The organism is Paenibacillus sp. FSL E2-0177 (genome assembly GCF_037992975.1).
Taxonomy (GTDB): domain Bacteria; phylum Bacillota; class Bacilli; order Paenibacillales; family Paenibacillaceae; genus Paenibacillus_AQ; species Paenibacillus_AQ odorifer.
The window spans coordinates 5,778,766-5,800,223 of sequence record NZ_CP150307.1; the positions used below are offsets into that span (position 1 = coordinate 5,778,766).

17 protein-coding genes are annotated in these 21,458 nt (G+C 48.5%); 4 read left to right on the top strand and 13 right to left on the bottom strand.

What is annotated here, in order from left to right:
* Positions 1 to 1,900 precede the first annotated feature (1,900 nt).
* From MHI25_RS25755 to MHI25_RS25775, 5 genes are all read right to left on the bottom strand, one after another.
* A complete protein-coding gene (locus MHI25_RS25755; RefSeq protein WP_076302427.1) occupies positions 1,901 to 2,431 on the bottom strand; it encodes a GNAT family N-acetyltransferase in 531 nt (176 codons plus the stop codon).
* A gap of 142 nt (positions 2,432 to 2,573) precedes the next feature.
* The gene (locus MHI25_RS25760) at positions 2,574 to 3,014 is read right to left on the bottom strand and encodes a hypothetical protein (protein WP_139330222.1); all 441 of its coding nucleotides are present in this window, start codon (positions 3,012 to 3,014) and stop codon (positions 2,574 to 2,576) included.
* The gene (locus MHI25_RS25765) at positions 2,995 to 3,297 is read right to left on the bottom strand and encodes a hypothetical protein (RefSeq protein ID WP_051491084.1); all 303 of its coding nucleotides are present in this window, start codon (positions 3,295 to 3,297) and stop codon (positions 2,995 to 2,997) included. The genes MHI25_RS25760 and MHI25_RS25765 overlap by 20 nt, the downstream gene beginning before the upstream one ends.
* On the bottom strand, positions 3,294 to 3,638 hold the full coding sequence (locus tag MHI25_RS25770; protein WP_036679724.1) for a hypothetical protein: 345 nt from the start codon (positions 3,636 to 3,638) through the stop codon (positions 3,294 to 3,296). The genes MHI25_RS25765 and MHI25_RS25770 overlap by 4 nt, the downstream gene beginning before the upstream one ends.
* 24 nt (positions 3,639 to 3,662) lie before the next feature.
* Positions 3,663 to 3,950 carry a hypothetical protein gene (locus MHI25_RS25775; RefSeq protein ID WP_036679726.1) on the bottom strand — a complete coding sequence of 96 codons (288 nt, stop codon included), beginning with the start codon at positions 3,948 to 3,950 and terminating at the stop codon, positions 3,663 to 3,665.
* A gap of 195 nt (positions 3,951 to 4,145) precedes the next feature.
* Here MHI25_RS25775 and MHI25_RS25780 point away from each other — a divergent pair, with 195 nt between their 5' ends.
* Positions 4,146 to 4,661, top strand: a complete 516-nt coding sequence (locus tag MHI25_RS25780; protein ID WP_076278183.1) for a GNAT family N-acetyltransferase — start codon at positions 4,146 to 4,148, stop codon at positions 4,659 to 4,661.
* 65 nt (positions 4,662 to 4,726) lie between these two features.
* On the opposite strand, the gene MHI25_RS25785 is transcribed toward MHI25_RS25780, so the two are convergent.
* From MHI25_RS25785 to MHI25_RS25805, 5 genes are all read right to left on the bottom strand, one after another.
* Entirely contained in the window at positions 4,727 to 5,458 is a 732-nt protein-coding gene (locus MHI25_RS25785; RefSeq protein ID WP_076130445.1) for a sugar phosphate nucleotidyltransferase, read from the bottom strand.
* 47 nt (positions 5,459 to 5,505) lie between these two features.
* Positions 5,506 to 6,243 (bottom strand): glycosyltransferase family 2 protein, encoded by a 738-nt coding sequence (locus tag MHI25_RS25790; RefSeq protein WP_076142551.1) that lies wholly within the window; start codon positions 6,241 to 6,243, stop codon positions 5,506 to 5,508.
* The gene (locus tag MHI25_RS25795) at positions 6,240 to 7,160 is read right to left on the bottom strand and encodes a glycosyltransferase (RefSeq protein WP_340394580.1); all 921 of its coding nucleotides are present in this window, start codon (positions 7,158 to 7,160) and stop codon (positions 6,240 to 6,242) included. The genes MHI25_RS25790 and MHI25_RS25795 overlap by 4 nt, the downstream gene beginning before the upstream one ends.
* On the bottom strand, positions 7,157 to 7,999 hold the full coding sequence (locus tag MHI25_RS25800; protein ID WP_340394581.1) for a glycosyltransferase: 843 nt from the start codon (positions 7,997 to 7,999) through the stop codon (positions 7,157 to 7,159). Before MHI25_RS25800 ends, MHI25_RS25795 begins: the two co-directional genes overlap by 4 nt.
* Before the next feature lie 760 nt (positions 8,000 to 8,759).
* The gene (locus MHI25_RS25805) at positions 8,760 to 13,448 is read right to left on the bottom strand and encodes a WIAG-tail domain (protein ID WP_076302426.1); all 4,689 of its coding nucleotides are present in this window, start codon (positions 13,446 to 13,448) and stop codon (positions 8,760 to 8,762) included.
* 217 nt (positions 13,449 to 13,665) lie between these two features.
* On the opposite strand from MHI25_RS25805, the gene MHI25_RS25810 reads away from it, so the two are divergent.
* On the top strand, positions 13,666 to 14,760 hold the full coding sequence (locus MHI25_RS25810; protein ID WP_076280560.1) for a YheC/YheD family protein: 1,095 nt from the start codon (positions 13,666 to 13,668) through the stop codon (positions 14,758 to 14,760).
* Between the two features lie 86 nt (positions 14,761 to 14,846).
* The gene (asd, locus tag MHI25_RS25815) at positions 14,847 to 15,638 is read left to right on the top strand and encodes an archaetidylserine decarboxylase (RefSeq protein ID WP_076195251.1); all 792 of its coding nucleotides are present in this window, start codon (positions 14,847 to 14,849) and stop codon (positions 15,636 to 15,638) included.
* An 827-nt stretch (positions 15,639 to 16,465) separates the two neighbouring features.
* On the opposite strand, the gene gpmA is transcribed toward asd, so the two are convergent.
* The 3 genes from gpmA to MHI25_RS25830 all read right to left on the bottom strand — a co-directional run bounded on the left by gpmA (position 16,466) and on the right by MHI25_RS25830 (position 20,601).
* Positions 16,466 to 17,209 (bottom strand): 2,3-diphosphoglycerate-dependent phosphoglycerate mutase, encoded by a 744-nt coding sequence (gene gpmA, locus MHI25_RS25820; RefSeq protein WP_076141983.1) that lies wholly within the window; start codon positions 17,207 to 17,209, stop codon positions 16,466 to 16,468.
* Positions 17,210 to 17,989: 780 nt separating this feature from the next.
* Positions 17,990 to 18,775 carry an AraC family transcriptional regulator gene (locus MHI25_RS25825; RefSeq protein WP_036679782.1) on the bottom strand — a complete coding sequence of 262 codons (786 nt, stop codon included), beginning with the start codon at positions 18,773 to 18,775 and terminating at the stop codon, positions 17,990 to 17,992.
* Positions 18,776 to 19,095: 320 nt separating this feature from the next.
* Positions 19,096 to 20,601, bottom strand: coding sequence for a PLP-dependent aminotransferase family protein (locus MHI25_RS25830; protein ID WP_340394582.1), 1,506 nt, complete (start codon positions 20,599 to 20,601; stop codon positions 19,096 to 19,098).
* A gap of 143 nt (positions 20,602 to 20,744) precedes the next feature.
* Here MHI25_RS25830 and MHI25_RS25835 point away from each other — a divergent pair, with 143 nt between their 5' ends.
* On the top strand, positions 20,745 to 21,362 hold the full coding sequence (locus MHI25_RS25835) for a pyridoxamine 5'-phosphate oxidase family protein (protein ID WP_076281932.1): 618 nt from the start codon (positions 20,745 to 20,747) through the stop codon (positions 21,360 to 21,362).
* Positions 21,363 to 21,458: the final 96 nt, after the last annotated feature.

Genomic DNA, 21,458 nt, shown 5'->3' on the forward strand with positions numbered 1-21,458 from the left:
GAAAACATAAAAAATAAGCTATCCAAGAGCTATTTCATGGCTTAAGAGACAACCGTTTCGTTCGATTAAGTCGGCCATTTCGCACGATTAGGTCGACCATTTCGGACAGTATCTCTGCTTACTCTAACGCGTTGTGCTAAACCGCTGTGCATATAGCGCAATATGATAAACTGGTCAGAGTCGGTAGTGTACGTCTAGCTCTATTCATCTAACTGACCTATGCCGACCCTACTGCTACTCAACTGCTACTTCTGCACTGCTTCGGCTTCTTGTATTTCTCCCCTACGCCTACTCCACTGCTTCTGCACTCCTACATTCTCCTTGCGCCCACTCCACTGCTACGTCTACTGATACTGCTTCTACTACTGCCCCTACACTACTCTTATTTCTGCACTTCTACGTTCCCCTTGCGCCTATTACACTGCTACGTCTACTGCTTCTGCTACGTCTACTGCTACAACAACTACAACTACAGCTCCTACTCTACTCCTACTTCTGCACTTTTACTTTCTCCCTGCGCCTACTCCACTGCTACTTCTACTGCTTCTGCTACTACTGTCCCTACACTACTTCTACTTCTGCACATCTATGTTCCCCTTGCGCCTATTACACTGCTACGTCTACTGCTTCTGCTTCTACTACTGTCCCTACACTACTCTTATTTCTGCACTGCTACGTCTACATCTACATCTACATCTACTTCTGCTTCTGCTTCTGCTTCTACTGCTCTCGCTACGTCCACACCACTGGTGAGTCATAATCCTCCATACTTTCGGACCCAGATGACGCTATTTGCACATTTTTCGCTTTTTGAGCATGGTTTCGGACTCCAGTGACGCTATTCCCTCGAAACAGTTCCATATGCAGTGTGTTTTATAGCAATAGCTGCGCTGGAGTCCGATAGCATTCCAAATGTGGGAAAATTCCGCGTTTAAGGTCATCTGGGTCCGTTACTGGCGAGTCATACTCAGCCGCTGATGCTTATGGACCCAGATGACGCTATTTGCACATTTATCGCCTTTGGAGCAGGGTTTCGGACTCCAGTGACGCTATTCCCTCGAAACAGGTCCATATGTAGTGTGTTTTATACCAATAGCTGCGCTGGAGTCCGATAGCATCCCAAATGTGGGAAAATTCCACGTTTAAGGTCATCTGGATCCGATAGTGTCGAGTCATACTCTGCCACTGATGCTTTCGGACCCAGATGACGTTATTGCACATTTATCGCCTTTTGAGCAAGATCTCGGACTCCAGTGACGCTATTTCCTCGTTACAGTCCCATATGCAATGTGTTTTATAGCAATAGCTGCGCTGGAGTCCGATAGCATCCCAAATGTGGGAAAATTCCACGTTTAAGGTCATCTGGGTCCGTTACTGGCGAGTCACACTCAGCCACTGATGGTTTCGGACCCAGATGACGTTATTTGCACATTTATCGCCTTTTGAGCAAAATTTCGGACTCCAGTGACGCTATTCCCTCGAAACAGGTCCATATGTAGTGTGTTTTATACCAATAGCTGCGCTGGAGTCCGATAGCATCCCAAATGTGGGAAAATTCCACGTTTAAGGTCATCTGGGTCCGATAGTGTCGAGTCATACTCTGCCACTGATGCTTTCGGACCCAGATGACGCTATTTGCACACTTATCGCCTTTTGAGCAGGGTTTCGGACTCCAATGACGCTATTTGCACATTTATCGCCTTTGGAGCAGGGTTTCGGACTCCAATGACTATTTGCAAATTCATCACCTTTTGAGCAGGTTTTTCGTAAGCGCAAATGCGCAAATGCTACCTAATCAAACAAAGTTTTTGTTTAGAGAAAGGTGTTATTTTCACGAAAAAAGAGGATATCCCAGCAGCCATTTGATGGCTCTGAGATATCCTCTGGTTCTCTTGCTATGTTAAGCTTTCGAATTTCCGTGCTTTTCTAGAACCTTCTCGAATACCGGGAAATTAGCGGTGCGCCCCGGAAAAGTTACTTCACCCCTGCGATCATAACCTAACTTGGGATATAGGGCGAGTGCCCCAGTGTTCTTAGCATATGTATCCAGACGGATACTGGAATAACCATTCTGGCGAGCATATTCTTCTGCATAAGTGCTAAGACGGCGTGCAATTCCCTTCCCTTGAACTTCGGGATGCACAGCCAATCTATGCATAATTAAATGAGGCCCTTGCGTTTCTGTCCAGTCAATCTTCCCATACTGCTCGGATTGGTGCTCGTCCAACACTAGAATGCCGGCCACCGCATTGTTCTCCTCACATACCCATAGATTGCCACGTTCAATGTCAAGGGAGATGATCTCCCGGTTCGGATAATGCTCGTCCCACTGATCGCTGCCACCTGCTTGCATCACCTGTACGCATTTGGCAATCAGCTCCATAATTTCATCAATCTCATCTTTGCGTGCTCTGCGAATCTCAGTACCCATGAATCATCCCTGCCTTCATCTTAACCTCATATTATTTTCACTTTCATTATGAAGTTTATCACATCGGCAGCGCAGCAAACCAGTCCGCACGAAAACCCCAAGACCCGCTCACGGACGGAGCGGATCTTGTCATCTGTGTCTCCTAGCTGAATTCCAGCTTATGCCCGTCCTCGAAGCCCTTGGCGAAACCGGCGTCGAACCCCACGTTGTATGCTTCGGTGTAGCCCTGTTGAAAGGCGTCTGCCGGAGGCGTTTCCGGCGAAACGCCCAGCTCCGGGGGGAGCGGAATTACCTGTGGAGCAGGCGGAGCCTCGCTCACGGGTACCACAATCACCGGTGGCTGCGCAACCCTTACTTTACGAACAAGCTTGCGACGAAGTCTTCTTTTCTTGCGTAGCAATAGGCCTTTCTTTGACTTCCCATAACGAGCAGTTTTCCGGGCAAGAACTCTGCGGGATTTACGGGCTAGCCCTTTACGAACTTTTGCTTTCCGCGAGAGCAGCAATGTGCGTCTACGGGTTCTGCCTGAACGTAGCGTTCTGCGGCTTTTTTTCTTCATGCTTCTACTCCTCCTGTGCTCCATGTTCTCTGGAGGTTCCTACGGCGTATGCCTTGCTCAGCCATGGCGCAGCAGGAATTCCCCGTTTAGGACGATGTAGTGAAATCCCGGACATCATCCGGCACATCGCACTCTGATACCCACTTAAAATCCTGATATTGTCGCTCAATTTGCGGGCCGTCAACTCAGATTGCTCCGTCAATTCGGCGATGCTCTCCAAGATGGCCGCCAAAGCAGCCTGACTGCGCGAAATGGAGCGAATCATCTCCAGCTTGACGGCATGTTCAGAGAGACGGTCCCCGCTCATTTGCTGTCTTCTCCAAAACTAAAGCCATCACCTGACATGTCTCCAAAACCTTCCCCGCCACCATCGTCTTCACCACTGCCCAGCACTGCTTTTAAATTGCTGTAGAGTCCGTTCTCCAGTTTGGTCAGCCCTTCGACCATCTCCACGATGACCTCGTGTATAGAGAGGGACTCCTTCAGTTGCTCACTGTGGGAATCAAAGGCTCTAGCGTGGATATGATGCTGTGCCCACTGCTTTACCTTTTCAGCTTCAACCGCCTTAGCTTCCAGAATCAACGCAACGTTCCACTGGATGGCGGCGGTGGACTCCAGCATTTGCAGATAAGCCTTTTCTCTGCTCATCTTCCGCCTCCTGCTCCTATAGCGTTACTCTTCTTCTTGACCGTTCAATTCCTTAATCACTCTGCCTACCCCATCAGCCATCGCTTCTTCCAGATCTGCAAGTGCATTCAAGTAAGCAATAATGTTCTTGTTTACCTGAGTTGAGCTTTCGATCATCCCGCTGATCCCATCAAAATCAGGCTCCGCATCTGGCAGATCGTGGACAATTTGCGACATACGGACAGCCACATGGCGCTCAGCGTCTAGAATCCGCGCCATCTGTTCGTGCGTATGGGCCATGTGCTGCAGGACTTTAGTTATTTTACTCTGCACCTTCATGTCTCCTTTGCTCAAACGCCCTGCTACAGCATATGCGGCAGGAGCCGGGACGGTGCCGGGATCCTCGACAAGTTAAGGCTCTATTCGTGACTGGAATGACATAAAAATTACGTTATTGCTAAGTACATTTAAAAGGATTAAAATGTGAAATGCACAATCCTGAGTTTACCAAAGGTTGGTGGGGAATATATGAAGCTTGAAAGCAAGCGTATCGATCTAATACCTTTAACTGCCCCAGAGCTCACGCTAGCAATAGATAACTATTCGGAGCTACAGCAGCAATTAGGCTTAGCTGCCATCAGTGCGGCGCTTGATGATGAAATGCAATATGCTATGCAGATCAGGCTAAAAAAGGTGCAGCAGGACCCCGACCATTACCTATGGTTAACGAACTGGGCCATCATCCATCGGGAAGATCAATGTATTATAGGATTCATTATCCTTAAAGGTTACCCGAATGAGAAAGGCGAGGTTATTCTAGGGTATGGGATTGATGAGAAATATAGAAGAAAAGGGTATGCAACAGAGGCACTACACACAATTAATGCATGGATCTTCTCCCATCCCCAAGCTGTCTATGTAATCGCTGACACTGAAAAAGATAATACAGCCTCCCACAAAGTATTGGAGCGTCTAGGCTCTGAGAGATACAAAGAAACTGAGGATTTAATCTGGTGGAGGATTTCTAACCCCCGAGCTCTCTGAGTAACGCGTGATTTCAAAGCCCTTGCGGCTATCTATAGCAGGATTACAACAAAAAAAGCACTGCCTTATGGCAGTGCATCCTTTAACTTTTCCCCCGCCTCGTGTAAAGACTGGAACGTCCCCGCATCACTCCACCAATCCTTAAGCACATCATAACTAAGTCTGCGATCAGCGGCGTATATATTATTTACATCGGTAATCTCCAGCTCCCCCCTCTTGGAAGGCGATACCCGCCGGATGATATCAAATACAGCTTCATCGTACATATAAATACCAGTTACACAATAATTGGTCTTCGGATGCTCAGGCTTTTCTTCGATATAAGCAATCCATGCCGCATCTTGACTATCAAACACAGGTACACCGTATCTGCGCGCGTCCTCCACCGGCTTCAGCAACACCTTTGCAGTGCCCGCCGGCTGACGAAGATAACTCTCCACATAAGGCTTCAGATCATCCATAAAAAGATTATCCCCGAGCAATACAACAAATCGTTCCCCTGGGAAAATGAACCCTTCTGCTAAATCAAGCGCCTCGGCAATGCCTCCGGCAGCTTCCTGAATTTTATAGGTCAGAGATACACCAAATGCAGCACCGCTGCCTAAAAAATCCGTGTATAATCCAGCAGACTGCTTGCTTATGACCAGAAGAATGTCGGTAATTCCTCCCCGGCGAAGCCGGTCTATGCCGTAACAGACCATAGGATATTTGCCGACCGGAAGCAAATGTTTGTTCATAAGCCGGGTCAGCGGTTGAAGTCTAGATCCTGTTCCGCCCGCCAGTATGACTCCTTTCACTTACTTTCCTCCTCTTTATCTACGTCCTTTGCCTTCGGATCTGCACTTCATATAAAATTAATAGGATCTACATTCCATTTATCTATAAAGATCTTGCGATTTCGTTCCACCAGTTCTTGCAGTCCGGTATTGTAAACTTGCTTGAAACTTGCACTTCCTTCATGGTGCACCAAGCAATCCCCGGCGATAAGCAGCCGATATCCCTTTATCCTGGCGCGATAACAATAATCATCATCTTCGTAATGTCCAGGTGAGAATCTCTCATCCAGTAGACCTACGGAAGTTAGCAGCTCTCTTTTGAATAAAAAACATAATCCTACCAGCCGTCTCGTCTCCAGCCATTTCTGGGGATTTGGAAGGTTCGCCCTCTCAGCAGCCTGATGAAAACCTATCAGACCTTCATAATCGGTCTTCACCTGTTGACGTCCACTGGCATAGTTTGTGACTGGTCCAACAATACCTACATCAGGAGCACTATATAGAGCCCTCTTCAGATTAGTTAACCATCCTTGAGACACCACTACATCGTTATTCAGCAGCAGGACTTCATCACCTGACGCTAGCTGTAGCCCCAAATTGCATGCAGTTGGAAAGCCGCGATTGTCTGGCAATGAAATAAACGTTATATGATTCGCACGGCAATAGGTGTCTGTTCCGTCCGTTGAAGCATTGTCCACTACGATAATCTCATAAGGCGGCGGAGTGTAGGCACGAATAGATTCCACACAGGCCCGCAGCAAGGGCAGCGCATTGTAGGTTGGAATAATAATACTCGTCAGCGTCATATCCGATTCCTCCAAGCGGCTACCTGTCTGCGGTACTCACGCTGTGTTTCACTACTTAGCAGACCGCCAGCTTTTCGCCGGGAAAGAACCTCATGTAGAGCCTCAGCATGATCTCCTATGATCAGTTTTTCCACAGCATTTCCAACCCCTGTATTTGCCTTGCGCAGCCGATTATGTTTAATAACATTTACCGTTCCTACCTTCTCCACCCGTAACTTTTCTAATACAGAGCGAGCTTGGGCTTTAGGTGGAACCATTAATTCACGGTAGCCTATGGTCTCAAGCGCATGCCGCGAAAGCGCATGAGGAACAGCTGTCATAGAGCTAACCCCGAGATCGTACCTATCCAGAGCATAATTCAGAAACAGTTTGCTGCGGGTGACATCATCACATAATCCAAAGGAAGGCATCAGTGAGTCTAAATCATTAAGAGCTACATCAATTCCGCGATCTACAGCCGCCGTGAATGAAACGAGCTGAGAGGCCGGAATGACCATATCTCCATCCAGAAAAAGCAATATATCCCCGCGACTCAGCTTTGCACCGATAGCCCGACCCACATCATGTCCGACAGACTCTGGGCAGTGTACTACAATGGCTTGACGATGTTGTCTAGAAATAGGAAAAGAGTTATCACTGCAGCCATTAAGTACGACGATAATTTCTGCAGGTTCAAGCCGTGCAACCTGATGCAGCAGACGGGACAAGGTCTGCTCCTCATTACGCGCGGAGATAATGACTGACAAAGTCCCACGTAACTTCGGTAATTTCAGAGTCTCCTTGCCTGCCTTCGATTGCCGAGACAGAAGCGGGCGAGCAGCAGCGTTGGCTTTTACAGAGCGATTGGCTGACCTGTGAGGGATTGGCCGTTTCTTTGCCGTTCGAGCTGCTGTGCCTCGTAAAGTTGCAACCATCATCTCACCATCTCTCTGCGCCGGGCTCCGTCGCCAAAGCCCGCTCTGTTCCCCCGATGTTCCAGCAAGAGGGATACAGCCTCCATATGATCTGCTGTAATCAACTGCTGCAATGGATCTATGCCGCCTTCCTTGCGTCTCACCGCATTTAACTTCCCTACAGGTACTTTGTGAGCGGCTACCACTTGCAGTCCACTAAGAATTGCCTGGGCATGCGCCAGTGGAGGACGTGATAATGAATCGCTCCCTAAAATATCAAGTGCTCTGCGGCTGATTGCGTGCGGAACTGCCGTCATCGAACATCCCTTCAGATCTGGACGGCCAAGCAGAATATTCAGTGCATGTTTAGACAGCACCACCGGATGGGGGGACAGCTTCCGGACCGGACCGGAATAATCATTAAGCGCTATGTCCACTCCACCACTAACAGCAGTGACGTAAGGACGCAGCCCCGAAGCAGGTATCACCAAATCTCCATCTGTAAACAATAGGATTTCTCCCTTGGCTGCCTCAGCTCCCACACTACGGCCAGCGTCGTGTCCAAGCGGCAACTCATAGGAAATAACACGCGCACCTAGCGATTGTGCAATCCCTGCCGTTTGATCAGTGGATCCATTCACGACCACAATTACCTCGCAGCGCGGGTGGACCCCTCTGGCTCCAGATATCACTCCCGCAATGGTCTGAGCTTCATTCATGGCTGGAATAATAACCGAAACATAGGGATTAGGATGGTTAACTATAGGGACTACAGCGACTTGCCGCACTGGGCGTGAAGTCCGCCGCTTCATCCGAGAGACCCGCCGCCCTGTGCGGCGGGCAGAAGTTCGTTTGGGCTTCATGCTCATCCACCTTCCTTACAGAGCCAATTCTTCAGGCTGAGGGTTACATCACAGTTTATGTACTACAACGCACAGGGTAACGGCAATTGTCTCCTGTCGTTCTGAAAACAGGACAAATGTACTCCCCACCAAACTTCGGCTTAGATACATTGCGCATAGCCAGCTGCCGCGGACACAACCTGCGGCGGTAACGAACGCAGTAACGCAGCAGGGGGATTAGGTTAGGACGCTATCGGACACAGCCGAATCCGCATCAGGTAATTGTACTTTAGCGCTATCGGACACAACCGAATCCACAACGGATGATTATACTTTTGCACTATCGGACACAACCGAATCTGCAGCGGATGATTATACTTTGGCGCTATCGGACACAACCGAATCCACAGCGGATGATTATACTTCAGCGCTATCGGACACAGTTGCTCCTATTCGCCGCATTATCACACTTTTAGGTTATTAACGGACTCCATAGCAGCTATTGGCATGAAAAGAACCCAATAAGGCTCTTTTTCTATACAATAGCGTCACTAGAGTCCGAAACCAGCCTCAAAAAACGATAAATCTGCAAATAACGCCATCTGGGTCCGTAGTGGCAGCGGATGTTAGACTACCAGGCTATCGGACAGATCCGCAGCCACAGCGAATAATTAGAACCCGGCGATGCTGACAAGTACCGTTCCCCACCAAAAAAACAGAGCAGCGATCTCCAATAAGGAGATTCGCTGCTCTGCTGTTTTTAAGAGGAATTGCTTAAGGTTCAATCAAATACGCGATCATCCGCTGCCGGTTTAGCTAAAGGAGCGCCTATAGCAATCCAAGAGATGACCCCATAGAAATGCGGAGTTTCGCGCAACCGCACCACTTGAATCACTGCTTCTCCATTGGCTCTGCTCTTTAAGGAAGCATAGAAGTAAGGCTGATTGGTCATGGCAACAAGCACATAACCCGTATGCCCAAAGCTCTCATCAAACGATACGGTCACCTCTACACTCTCAGCATCCCCATTGAACATAAATGCTGTCATTCCAAACTGCTGTAGTGCTTCTCGCTTCCCAGCTGTCTGAATCGGACTGAAGGACAGATGATCTGTATTTACAGAGTTCGGTGCCAGATGAGTCCCGTTTACTGCACCTGGGGAAATATGATATTCCTGAACACTCTCTTCTTCCAGATGGCGGGCTTGAATCGCAAACGAAGAGATTTTGGATGCTACTACCGCTTCATCCTGAAGCTCTGTTGTCCCTACTGCACCTTCTGTCAGATGAGCAGACTCGATACTGCCTTCCTTCAGCTTAGCTCCGTTGATACTGCCATCCGGGAGCAGGGCTGAGCTGCGTGTTTCATCCGCAAGATGTTCTAATTTGATGATGCCAGGCTGCAAATGCCGATCTGCCACGATCTTATCAGCAAGATGCTCTCCGTAAACACTCCATGGTTGTAAATGTGAAGAACTCACGGAGCCTTCAGCGAGTTTTTCTTCCGTAATGCTGCCATCCGGCAACAAATCCGCACTGCGTACCTCTTCTGCCAAATGCTTCAGCGTGATGCTGTCCGATCGAATATGGCGGCCATCCACCGCATCCCCGGCCAAATGACCTCCAGAGACGCTGCCTTGGGCTAAATGGAAAGACTGAATCGTCGCGACTTCAATCTTCTCGCCTGTAATACTGCCTTCCGGTAATAAATCAGCGCTGCGCACTTCTTCTGCCAAATGATTCAGAGTAATGCTTCCAGCACGGATATGGCGGCTATCTACCGCATTCCCCCCTAAGTGTCCCCCATAGACACTGCCAGGAGCCAAGTGGTAGGCAGTAATAGATCCACCCTCCAACTTTTTACCGGTAATGCTACCATCCGGCAGTAACTCGGTGCTGCGTACCTCATCCGCTAGATGTGCTAGCTTGATCTCACCTTTTCCAATATGGAGACCTTCTACTGCAGACGGACTCAGATGAGTTCTATCCACACTTCCAGGCACTAGATGAATTGCTTCTACGGAGGCTTCCGCCAGCTTCTCCCCAGTAATGCTTCCGTCTGGCAGCAGTTCGGAGCTGCGTACCTCATCCGCCAGATGCGCTAGCTTGATCTCACCTTTTCCAATATGGCGTCCTTCTATTGCAGACGGACTCAGATGAGTTCCCTCCACGCTTTCAGGTACAAGGTGATTTGAATTTATGGATGCTTCCGCCAGTTTCTCCCCAGTAATGCTACCGTCTGGCAGCAAATTGGAGCTGCGTGTTTCTTCGGCCAAATGAGCCAGCGTGATCTCACCATATCGGATATGACGTCCTTCTATTGTGTCCGGACTCAAATGACTGCCATCTACGCTTCCAGGCACCAGATGATTAGAATTTACGGATTCTTCCGCCAACTTCTCCCGAGTGATGCTACCGTCTGGCAGCAAGTCAGCGCTACGTGTTTCTTCGGCCAGATGAGCTAACGTAATCTCACCTTTTCCAATATGGCGCCCTTCGACAGAACCTGAACTTAGATGAACGCCTTCCACACTTCCAGGTACTAGATGATTTGAATTTACGGAAGCATGTGCCAGCTTTACTCCAGAAATACTACCGTCTGGCAGCAATTTGGAGCTGCGTGTTTCTTTTGCCAAATGAGCCAGCGTAATCTCACCGTATCGGATATGACGTCCTTCAACTGTGTCTGGGCCTAAATGGCTGCCATCCACACTGCCAGGCACTAGATGTATAGAACTTACGGATTCTTCCGCCAACTTCTCTCTAGTAATACTACCATCTGGCAGCAGATCAGCGCTTCGGGTTTCATCGGCGAGATGAGCCAGGGTAATCTCACCATTTCCAATATGACGTCCTTCGACGGAACCTGAACTCAGATGTCCACCCTCCACACTTCCTAACACTAGATGAATAGAATCCACGGATGCTCCCGCCAGCTTCTTCCCGGTAATACTACCTTCAGGCAGCAAGTCGGAGGTATATGCATCTGCAGCCAGATGAGCCAGCGTGACCTCACCCGGTAGGATATGTCGACCTTCGACAGAACCCGAATTCAAATGGCTTCCGTTCACACTTCCAGGCAGGAGATGATTGGAATCTACCGATCCTTCTGCCAGCTTCTCCCCAGTTATGCAACCGTCTGGCAGCAACTCAGAGCTACGTACCTCTTCCGCCAGATGAGCCAGCGTGATCTCCCCCGGTAGGATATGACGGCCTTCAATCGTATCGATACACAGATGACTGCCGTCTACACTGCCAGGTGAAAGATGCTGAGAATCCACGGCACCTTTTACCAGCTTAGAGCTATTAATACTGCCCTCTTGGATTTGAACCGCAGAAATAGAATTCGGAAGGATATGACCATTCCCGATAGACAACGGCCGGATATGCGCCCCACTGACACTGCCAGGATTCAAATGTCTACTTTGAACAGCACTTTCGCTTATGGTTTTCGAACTTACAGCATTTACCGACAAATGCTCAGCTTGAACTGCTGACGCCGCCAGTTTACTGGATTCTATGCTGCCGTCTGCAAGCTTAGCCGAAGTGACTGCTAAATCACTGATTTTATCCGTTGAGACACTTTCCGGTGAAAGCTTCAACGAGGTTACTGCATGATCGGCCAGATGATGAGGCTGCACGGCTCCTGCTGCCAGGTGAATTTCTCTCACCGCAGCGGAAGCCAGCTTATCTCCTGAAACTGAGCCCGATTGAATCGCAGCGGAAGTCACACTATTTTCACCAAGATGTCTTCGTTCCACGGCTCCCGTGGCCAAATGATCCTTATTTACCACAGCATCCTGCAATACACGGCCGCTCACACTGGCATCCGCCAGATGTTTTTCCTCCACTGTACAAAAAGCGATATGTTCACCACTGACTACTTCACGCGCAATCGTGCTGCCAATCACTGCACCCGCTGCCAGCTTAGCTGCATTTACACTTCCATCTGCCAACTTGGCTGAAGTAACGCTCTGTGCACGAAGATGCTCCCCACCCACAGATTCTGAAGCCAGCTGTTCTCCAGTCACAGCACCGGAAGATAAATGTTGAGTCTGAATAGCTTCTTCCTTGAGCTGCTCCGAGCCGACCGCTTCCGCAGCTATATGCGAATGATTCACTGCTTCGCGTTCCAGATGAATAGAAGTTATGGCTTGCATAGCAATTTGCGGTCCGCGAATGGCGGATTTAGCAATATGTCTTGTGGTCACTGCTTCGTCTGCCAGCTTATGTGGGAGAATGCTTTGGTCAGCAATTTTGGACGAGGTTACCGCTTGCTCCACTAGCTGCGCAGTCCCTACTGCACCCTCAGCCAGCTTTAAAAAAGAGATGCTGCGGTCAGCCAAATGCCGACTTGATATTTCGCCATCACCGATATGATTACCATTCACACTTTCTGGGCTTAAATGTACGCTTCTTACGACATCTGCACCAAGTTGCTTAGAACCTATAGCTCCATCAGCTAAATGCCCGCCTTCGATAATACCCGACTGCAGCTGTTCCTTACCGATCAATTTGCTGGCAAGCTGATCAGAACCAATCGCTCCCGGGGCCAGATGTCTGGCGGTTATCAAAGCGTCGCTAAGATGGCGGCCTTCAATGACAGCATCCGCTAGCTTTGAGCTGCTGATTTCACCATCAGCTATTTTATCGCCAGATACCGCTGCATCGGCCAGCTTGGAACGGTCAACACTGCCGTTTGCTAGGTGGCGGCTTGTGATGCTGCTGCTTCCTATTTTGTCACTAGTAACGGCTCCATCTTCCAGTAAATCCGCAGTAATAATCAAATCGCTTAAATGGCGGCTCTCAATAGCTTTATCTGCAATTTGACCGCCGCCTATAATCCGATCAGCCAGCTTCTCTGGACTAATACTGCCATTTTTCAGCTTCTCTCCACTGATCGAATGATCCAGCAGCTTACCGCCACTAACGCTTCCTTCTGCTAAATGCTCGCCCACTATCGATTCTGGTGCGATTTTTGCAGAAGTGACTGCCTTGTCCGCGATATTGATACTCTGTACAGCGTAATCTTGCAGCCAAGGTGTACCAATAATGCCGAACTTTAGCTTAGAACCGTCAATGGTACGTGGAGCGATTTTGGCTCCGGTCACCGCTGCATCCGAAAGATCATCTGTATAAACGGGCTGAAAACGTTCTTTCTCTGGAGGAGCGAACCATACGGTTTCAGGAAGATTATCCGCCTGTTTCTGAAGCTGCGCTTCCTCTATAAGCTCCGGCTCCAATTGTAGAACTGGAGCAGAAGTTGGCTCCTCTAGAACGACTTCAGCTATTGCTCCCCCACTTACCTGAACTTCCGCGATCTCTGCTTCACTGACTCCGTCACTGTTATTCCCCGAGCTTCTAGAGCTGCTTTTGGTATCCAGCATACTCAGTTCCTCTTTATTGGGATTATCTACAAAATAGAGTCGTTTCTGTGGACTGCGCGGCTGCTTTTTTTTGGAACCCCTCACAAGCAGTCTCCTCCTTCCATCTAATGTTTCTCCTAGGCATCATATGCAGCGGTATGGGCTTATGACACCCTTTTGCGATGAGGCATTCATAAGATTATGTATAAAAAAAGGCATCTGCCTTCGCGCATTCGTCCACCCTGACACGCGGGTACAAACATACTATGACAAGAGTAGAAAAAGCAGGGATCATGTAACCGATGAAACAGGAGGAACAAACATGGGGCATAAGCTCGTTGGAATATTACTAAATGCCGATATGCACCGGGGCGTTCCCCGGCTAAAAACAGGACAGGAGTCTCTATCCAACTATGAAGAGGCCGCGGCGGCATACGGTTTAGTCCCTTGCTTCCTGAAGCTCGCGGACATCGATACGGACACAGGCTTTAGTGCCGCCTATATAAAGGGAGTTAATGGATATAAAAGCGTAGTTGTTCCTACGCCTGCTGTTATCCATAACCGGGCAATATACAGCAAAAACAGCCCGGGGATGCAGCGTCTGCTGAAGCACTATCCCCTGATTTTCAATACATGTAATCGATACGGCAAAGATGAGATCCATCAGCTGCTTGAAAAAAATACGGAGCTTCGCGAATATTTACCCGTAACAACGAGAGTCTCAGGCCTAAAAGAAATGATGAATCTTTATCCCGATCTCATTCTTAAACCTTGCCGGGGAAGTATAGGGAATGGGGTCATGCGGCTGGTCCGCAAGGGAGCTCAGCGTTGGACCTTGAGCTACCTCTCCCCTTCGATGCAGCGCTGGAGAAGTATTCCCGTCAATCAGGCGGCGTTGCCACAAGCGCTCCGCGCACGCCTAACCTCCGTGCCTTATCTTGTACAAGAACGTATTCCCCTTGCTGAGATTGGAGGACGTCCCTTTGATCTACGCGTCACCGTTCAGCGCGGCTGGGGAGGAGATTGGCAGGTCACTGGGCTCTTCGCCAAACTGGCTGCCCCAGGGGGCTTTGTCTCCAATATAGCCCGCGGAGGAGAAGCGTTAAGCTCCTCCCTCGCGCTCGAAAAGGCCTTTTCAAGATCCACAGCGGCCCACATCCGTATGTCTGTCGAAATACTTAGCCTTGCAATCGCACGGTGTCTGGAGCAAGACCTTCCCGGACTGGCCGATATCGGACTGGATATAGGCATTACTAAGGACGGACGACTCTTCTTCATAGAATGTAACGGTCGCGACCAACGCTACGGATTTCATAAAGCCGGCCTTACGGAAATTTGGAAAGACAGCTATCGCAGACCTATGGGATACGCGCGTTTTTTAATAGAAACGAACAGTACGGTATATAACAGTTATTGATTTGTCTCCTATTCTATGTCAATATAATGCAGAGCAGAGACGACCCGTATACAACCGTACTGCTGCATTATGGAAGGGAGATGGGCATGGTAAAACAATTGCTACGGCTGATGACCGAGCTATCCTCACACCGGTGGCTTTCACGGTTAATGGGATCTTTTTCTCATAGTAGAATCAGCCGTTTTCTTATCCCGGCATTTATTAAGACTTATCAAATCCCCTCCGCTCAAGCGGAGAAAAATCCTGGAGAATATCTCACTCTTAATGAGTTTTTCAGCCGCCGGCTGAAGCCGGGCATGCGGCCTATTGCAACCGACGCTGACGCTTTGGTTAGTCCCGTAGACGCAACGATTACTGCTATGGGTGACATTAACGCCGGTACGATTATGAATGTAAAAGGGCAGGATTATAAGATCGAGGATCTCCTTAATCACTCCCCGCATCTGGAGCTGTACAAGAAGGGTTTTTTCTTCGTTCTTTATTTGAGTCCTACCGATTATCACCGGATTCACTCTCCCCTTACCGGACAAAAGGTGGAGAGCGATTATATTCGCGGACGGGCCTATCCTGTCAACGATTTCGGAATGCGACATATGAAGGGTGTCCTGAACCGCAACGAACGTCTCATTACGTATATTGCCGGGAGTCACGGGGAAACCGCGGTAGTAAAGGTAGGCGCAATGAACGTCAGCAGTATCCGTTATACGGATGATACGGCTGCCGAGTGGCAAATAGGCGATGATCTGGCTTATTTTGAGTTTGGCTCCACCGTAGTGCTGCTCACGGAAAGCGGTACCTTTACCCCGAGACCCAAGCTTGAGGTCAACTCAAAGGTAAAAATGGGCGAACTACTGGGAATGTTGCATCGACCTTTGTAGGGAGATTTAGGCGAATTTCAAAAAAAATTAGAGGGTGCCTCAAAAGCCATGAAATGGCTGCTGGGGTGCCCTCTAATTTTTGGGACTTCGTGTGGAGCATAGTTGCGGACGCGAACGCTCTAGCTATCGTTAGCTATCGTTAGCTATCGTATACCTATCGTCTAGCCGTCGTGGACCTATCGTTAGCTATCGGACCCAGCTGACCTTATACGCAGCTTTTTCACACATTTGCGCTTCTATCGGACTCCACCGCAACTATTGGCATCAAAAACGCCTTATTAGAGTCGATTCTTGGGCAATAGCGACGCTGGAGTCCGAAACTCCGCTCAAATGGCGATAAATGGGCAAATAGCGGCTGCTGAGTCCGTAAGCATTTGCAGAGCGTTGGTGGAGGTTGGTCGAAAGTTAGTTAAGGACTAGTCGAGGATTAGTGGAGAGCTGGTAGAGTATTGGTCGAGAATCAACGGAGAGTTGGTGGAACGTTAGCATTCAACGCTATCGGACCCAGCTGACCTTAAACGCGCCATTTTCGCACATTTGATTGGTCACAAACACACTAATAACAAAAAGGACAGCCCCAAGGCTGTCCTTTTATCTTTTCATGTAACCCACCTATTACGCCTCTTACGCCTATTTAACCTATTAAACCTGTTATGCTTATTCAACCTGCTACGCCCTAATATGCTTATTACACCTAATACGCCTGTTACGCTTATATAACCTATTACACCTGTTGCGCTTATTTAACCTATACGCCCCGTTTTGCTTATTACTGTACACCCGTTATGCTCAGCACCTGCTACGCCTATACGCTTATTACACGCCCATTACACATGTCCCTGCTTAGCAACATCAAGCGCCTTGGCCGCTACCTGTTCCGGATCTCCTAGATAAAAGCGACTGATAGGATTCATGTCCTCATCCAGTTTGTACACGAGCGGTACTCCTGTAGGAATATTGAGCTCCAGTAATGCCGCTTCATCAATATCCTCCATAAATTTAATCAATGCACGCAGCGTATTGCCGTGGGCTGAGATAAGCACCCGTTCTTTTTTACGCAAAAGAGGTACGATCCGGTTTCCCCAGAAATCGCCTACACGATGTACAGTGTCCTCCAGGCTCTCTCCACGCGGGATATCTCCCGGACGAACACTGCTGTAGCGAATATCGTTTCTGGCATACCTAGGATCATCAAGCTCCAGCAACGGGGGTCTCACCGATAAACTCCGCCGCCAGATATGCAGCTGCTCATCTCCATATTTTAGTGCTGTCTCGCTTTTACTTAATCCCTGCAATGCCCCGTAATGGCGTTCATTCAATTTCCAAGACTTTTGCACGGGAATCCACAGCAAATCCATCTCATCCAGTACATAGTTAAGAGTTTTAATCGAGCGTCTGAGTACCGAAGCAAAAGCCAGATCAAATGTATACCCAGCGTCCTTCAACAGCTTACCAGCAGTCTTTGCCTCTTGGATACCCTTCTCAGTTAAATCCGGGTCACTCCAGCCTGTGAACAAATTCTGTACATTGTACTGGCTCTCACCATGACGTATAAGTACGATTTCGTACATTTTCTCTCTCTCCTTCCAACTATGGACCTTATATATTCTACCGACGAACAACATTATGCGAAACGTATCGCAGAAAGCTCTCACCTTAGTAATAACCCAATCGTAGAAATAAATATCTACCGCTACCTCATAGTTAGGCCAATTAAACATCCTCAAAGGTACGTGAATGAGGCGTGCATGGAGCGTGAACGGTGTGTGGATATTGCGGTAAATGAGCGTACGCTTCATTGCAGAATGTGCAACAGAAAATCTTAACTTTCACTTGAAGATACATTACATTGTACTTCGTGCAATAGATTATCGTGATAATCTCTAGAAAGGCTGTTTCTGCTGAATTTGAATGTAAGATGTGTCACAGAATTCAAATTCGACTGCTATTAGAGTCAATCTATTGTACAAAATACAACGTGGGGCACGATGAAATGCCCATCAGTTACTCTAATCTTCGACTTAAGTTCATTATATATATCATTTTCTAACAACACAAAAAAACCGGATGCCTCACGGCCCCGGCTATTTATATTTTTAGTCATATCAGGCGATTCTATGCTAGCTTGTTCAGTTTAGAACCAGCTATCCACGACAAAAGCATTCGCCTGCTTTAACCGTTTTAAGCGGTTTCTAAAAATACCTCCGCCTCCACTCTTACAATCCGTGTTGCAAATTCTGCGTCTGATGATCATGCCAAGAGTCTCCTTCCAAGAAGTTATGTAAATTCTCTGTAAACTAAACTGCAAAGTATTTACCCTTGGTTGATCAAACTGAAACAAAAAAAGTGAATCAGCGGATCTCAGATGGACTTTTTCCGGTATATTGCTTGAACTGGCGGCTGAAAAAGAAAATGTCACGATATCCAAGCGCATCTGCTACCTCAGTAACATTCATTCCCGCGTACAGCAGTAAATGCTGAGCACGCTCAATCCGGGCTCGGATGACATAAGACTGCACAGAAGAACCCGTAAGCTCCTTGAACTTAATTGAAAAATACCGCGGTGAAAGCCCCGCACGAGCAGCAAGATCCTCTACTCGATGTGCAATCCCCGGATGCTGGCTCACATAGTTCGCTATTTCGTGAATGATTTCTGTCAAATGGTTGCTAACATAACGTTCTACTGGCTTCACACGGTCCTCCCTCAGCAGATGAATCATCAGCTGCTTCAGTACAAGCTGCCCCTCTTCCTCAGCGGCGTAAGTATCCACCAGAAATAGTCGAACGTACCTAGCAAGCAGATGTTCAAATTCAACGGTTTCTGTAAGCTCACGATAGGGCAGCGGAATATCCGTCACCTCTTCGGAGACATCAAAATGAATATATGTAAGTACAAGTGGCTTTTGCGGATTATGTGTAGCACTTGTATGGTCACCCGGACGAAAAAGGAAGCAGCTTCCCTTACCTACTTGAAAGGGTTCATCGTTACGCACAACCGTCCCTTCCCCGCTCCATACATAAAATAAATCATAATTTTGCAGCGACTTCTCTCTTTTTTGCCATTTCCAGCCCGGCTCGCATACAATCTTAGCCAGAGCCGGCAAAATAACAAAAGAGGACGGCGATGCATGCAGCATAACGTTCCCTCCTAAAAGTTTTGTTAGCATAACCTACTTTGAACTACTTCGCAAAACTTGCCTCGTAAGCATCCGTTTTGTTTTGTTTTGTTAGCAAATCTGCTTTGAACTACTTCGCAAAACTCGCTTCGTAAGCATCCGCTTTGTTTTGTTAGCAAAACTTGTCTCGTAAGCATCCGCTTAGTATTCTCAGCAAATCTGCTCTTTCTGACTTCGCAGTGTCTATATAGTTTTGTTTAGCTTAATCTACTCCGAGTTTCTTCGTCAAAATTCTTAAGCATTCGGTTAGTTTTGCATTTCATCTTCTTTATCATACCTTGTCATGTTGCATTTTGTACATCTTCCCACGCCAGATGCAGGCTTGTTATCCCTTCCTCCAGCTCCACGGCATTCAGATGGGCAAAAGAAAAACAAGCGGCCGGCGCTCCCGGTGATAGCTGATATAACGCGGCATCTCTAAAATCCGTGCCGCGCCTAAGCGCTGCCGCTCGGAAAGCAACAAACTCTTCGCTGCTGCGCAGCCAGCGGGCATATACATGCAAGCCCGCATCACCAGGCAGCAGCTCGAAGAGCTCCTTAAGCCGTTCCGACAGCAGCGTCCTGAGGATGCGTCCGCGGTCACCATAGATGCGTGTCATCCGGCGCAGATGACGGCCATAGCCGCCTGTATTCATGAACCGCGCCAAGGCTCGCTGCTCCAGCAGCCCTACCGGCAAGGGCTCATATAGTGCCTTGGCGGCGATAGTCGGCTTTACTAAAGGGGGCGGAAGCACTGCAAAACCGAGCCGCAGGCCTGAAAACATCGTGTTTGAAAAGGAGCCCACATATACGACCCGCTCTTCACGATCCAGTGCTTTTAAGGGCTCGATAGGACGCCCAGCCCAACGGAACTCACTGTCATAATCATCTTCAATGATTACTGCATGATGCCGCTGCGCCCATTCCAACAAGGTTCGGCGTCGTTCCAAAGGCAGTACCACACCCGTAGGAAATTGACGGCTCGGCGTAACAAACAACAGCCGGGCATCCCAATCCTCCGGAATAAGACCGTTGCCATCCAGCTCCCCTGCCAGCAATCGGCCTCCGGTGATCTCTACGGCTCGGCGAATCCCGTGAAAGCCCGGGTTCTCAACGACCGCTGAGCCTTCTGCATCCAGCAGCAGCTGCGTCAAAATAACGATGCCTTGCATCGAGCCGCTGAACAATACGATATGCTCTGCATCCGCGCGAATCCCGCGGGTAATCCGCAGATGTGCAGCGATAGCTTTCCGAAGTCCTTCATCGCCTTGAGGTGGACAAGTGCTTTGCAGCAATCCACCTTCCTTCCCTCCGGCATAAGAGAGCGCACTACGCCATTCGGAGTATGGAAAATGTTCCATCCGCATACCACTACTCTGGAAGCTCACTACTTTCTTGTTACTCTTTTCATAAAAGGGTATCGGGCGCGCAAGCAGCCGCTTTCCCCACGCCGAGATCGGAATCGTAGTCTCACTTGCACAATCTCCTCCAGCAGCATCTGCGGCTTCACCCAAAGCCCGGTTCTCACCGTCACTGCCACTGGCAGCTGAAGCAAAGCTATCTTCCGATACGAATGTCCCCCGCCCCGTTTCAGTCCTTACATAACCATCAGCGAGCAACATTTCATACACCTGCGAGACCGATCCGCGCGACAGCTCATAGTGCTTAGCAAGACTTCGTGTAGACGGCAGCGGAGTGCCTCCCGGAAGTGTTCCTTCCAATATTCCTGCGCGGAGCGCGTGATATAACGCTAAATATTTGTAGCGGTGTATCGCCAGATATTGATCGTATGCCAGCGTGATATTCATCGTTATCCTCCTTGACCAGCAAGTGGTCCATTAAAAACTATCTTAATTGGTCCTTTTTAATTGTCAACCACTCTACTATTCTTTAAAGAACATTTACATTGGAGCAGACGCTCTAGACTAAAAAGAAAGAGGACGTGATCCCTATGCGCAGAAAAGAATTTAAAGTAGATCAGGAGGAAGATTTGGTCTCTTTTCTAAACGGAATGAGTTTTGGTTTTCTCGGAACAAGCGATGAGCAGGGGCAACCGCGGGTGACACCGTTGAATTTTGTATATACAGATGGTTGTTTCTATTTCCACGGCAGTCATGCTGGTAGCAAAATGAAGTCGATCCGCAATCAGCAGCAGGTCTGCTTTACGGTAGCGGATGAGTATGCCCTTATCCCGTCTTATTTTAGCGATCCCGAGCTGGCCTGCCCAGCAACCGCCTATTTTAAAAGTGTGACCGCCTACGGCACAGCCGAACCTGTTGAAGACATTAGTGAAAAAGCCAGTGTACTCTCCTTATTTATGAAAAAGCTCCAGCCCGAGGGGGGTTATGATTCCATCGATGCAGAGGACCCTAAATATCGTCCCCGTCTAAAGGGTGTTGCCGTTGTGCGCATTACCCCCGAGGAGATCACTGCGAAGTTTAAGTTTGGGCAAAACCTAAAAGAAGAAGAGCGCTCCGGCATCATTTCCGGCCTGTCTGAAAGAAATAATCCGCGTGATGAAGAAACGATAGAAATGATGAAAAAATACTGCCCTTTCCACGCCGAATGATATTTTTTAAAAATCGTATCTTTCCAAGTGACGGTTGCAATTGGCGGTGATATAATGTTAGGCAATGTTAACAGTATGTTATCCCCAAAGAACCCT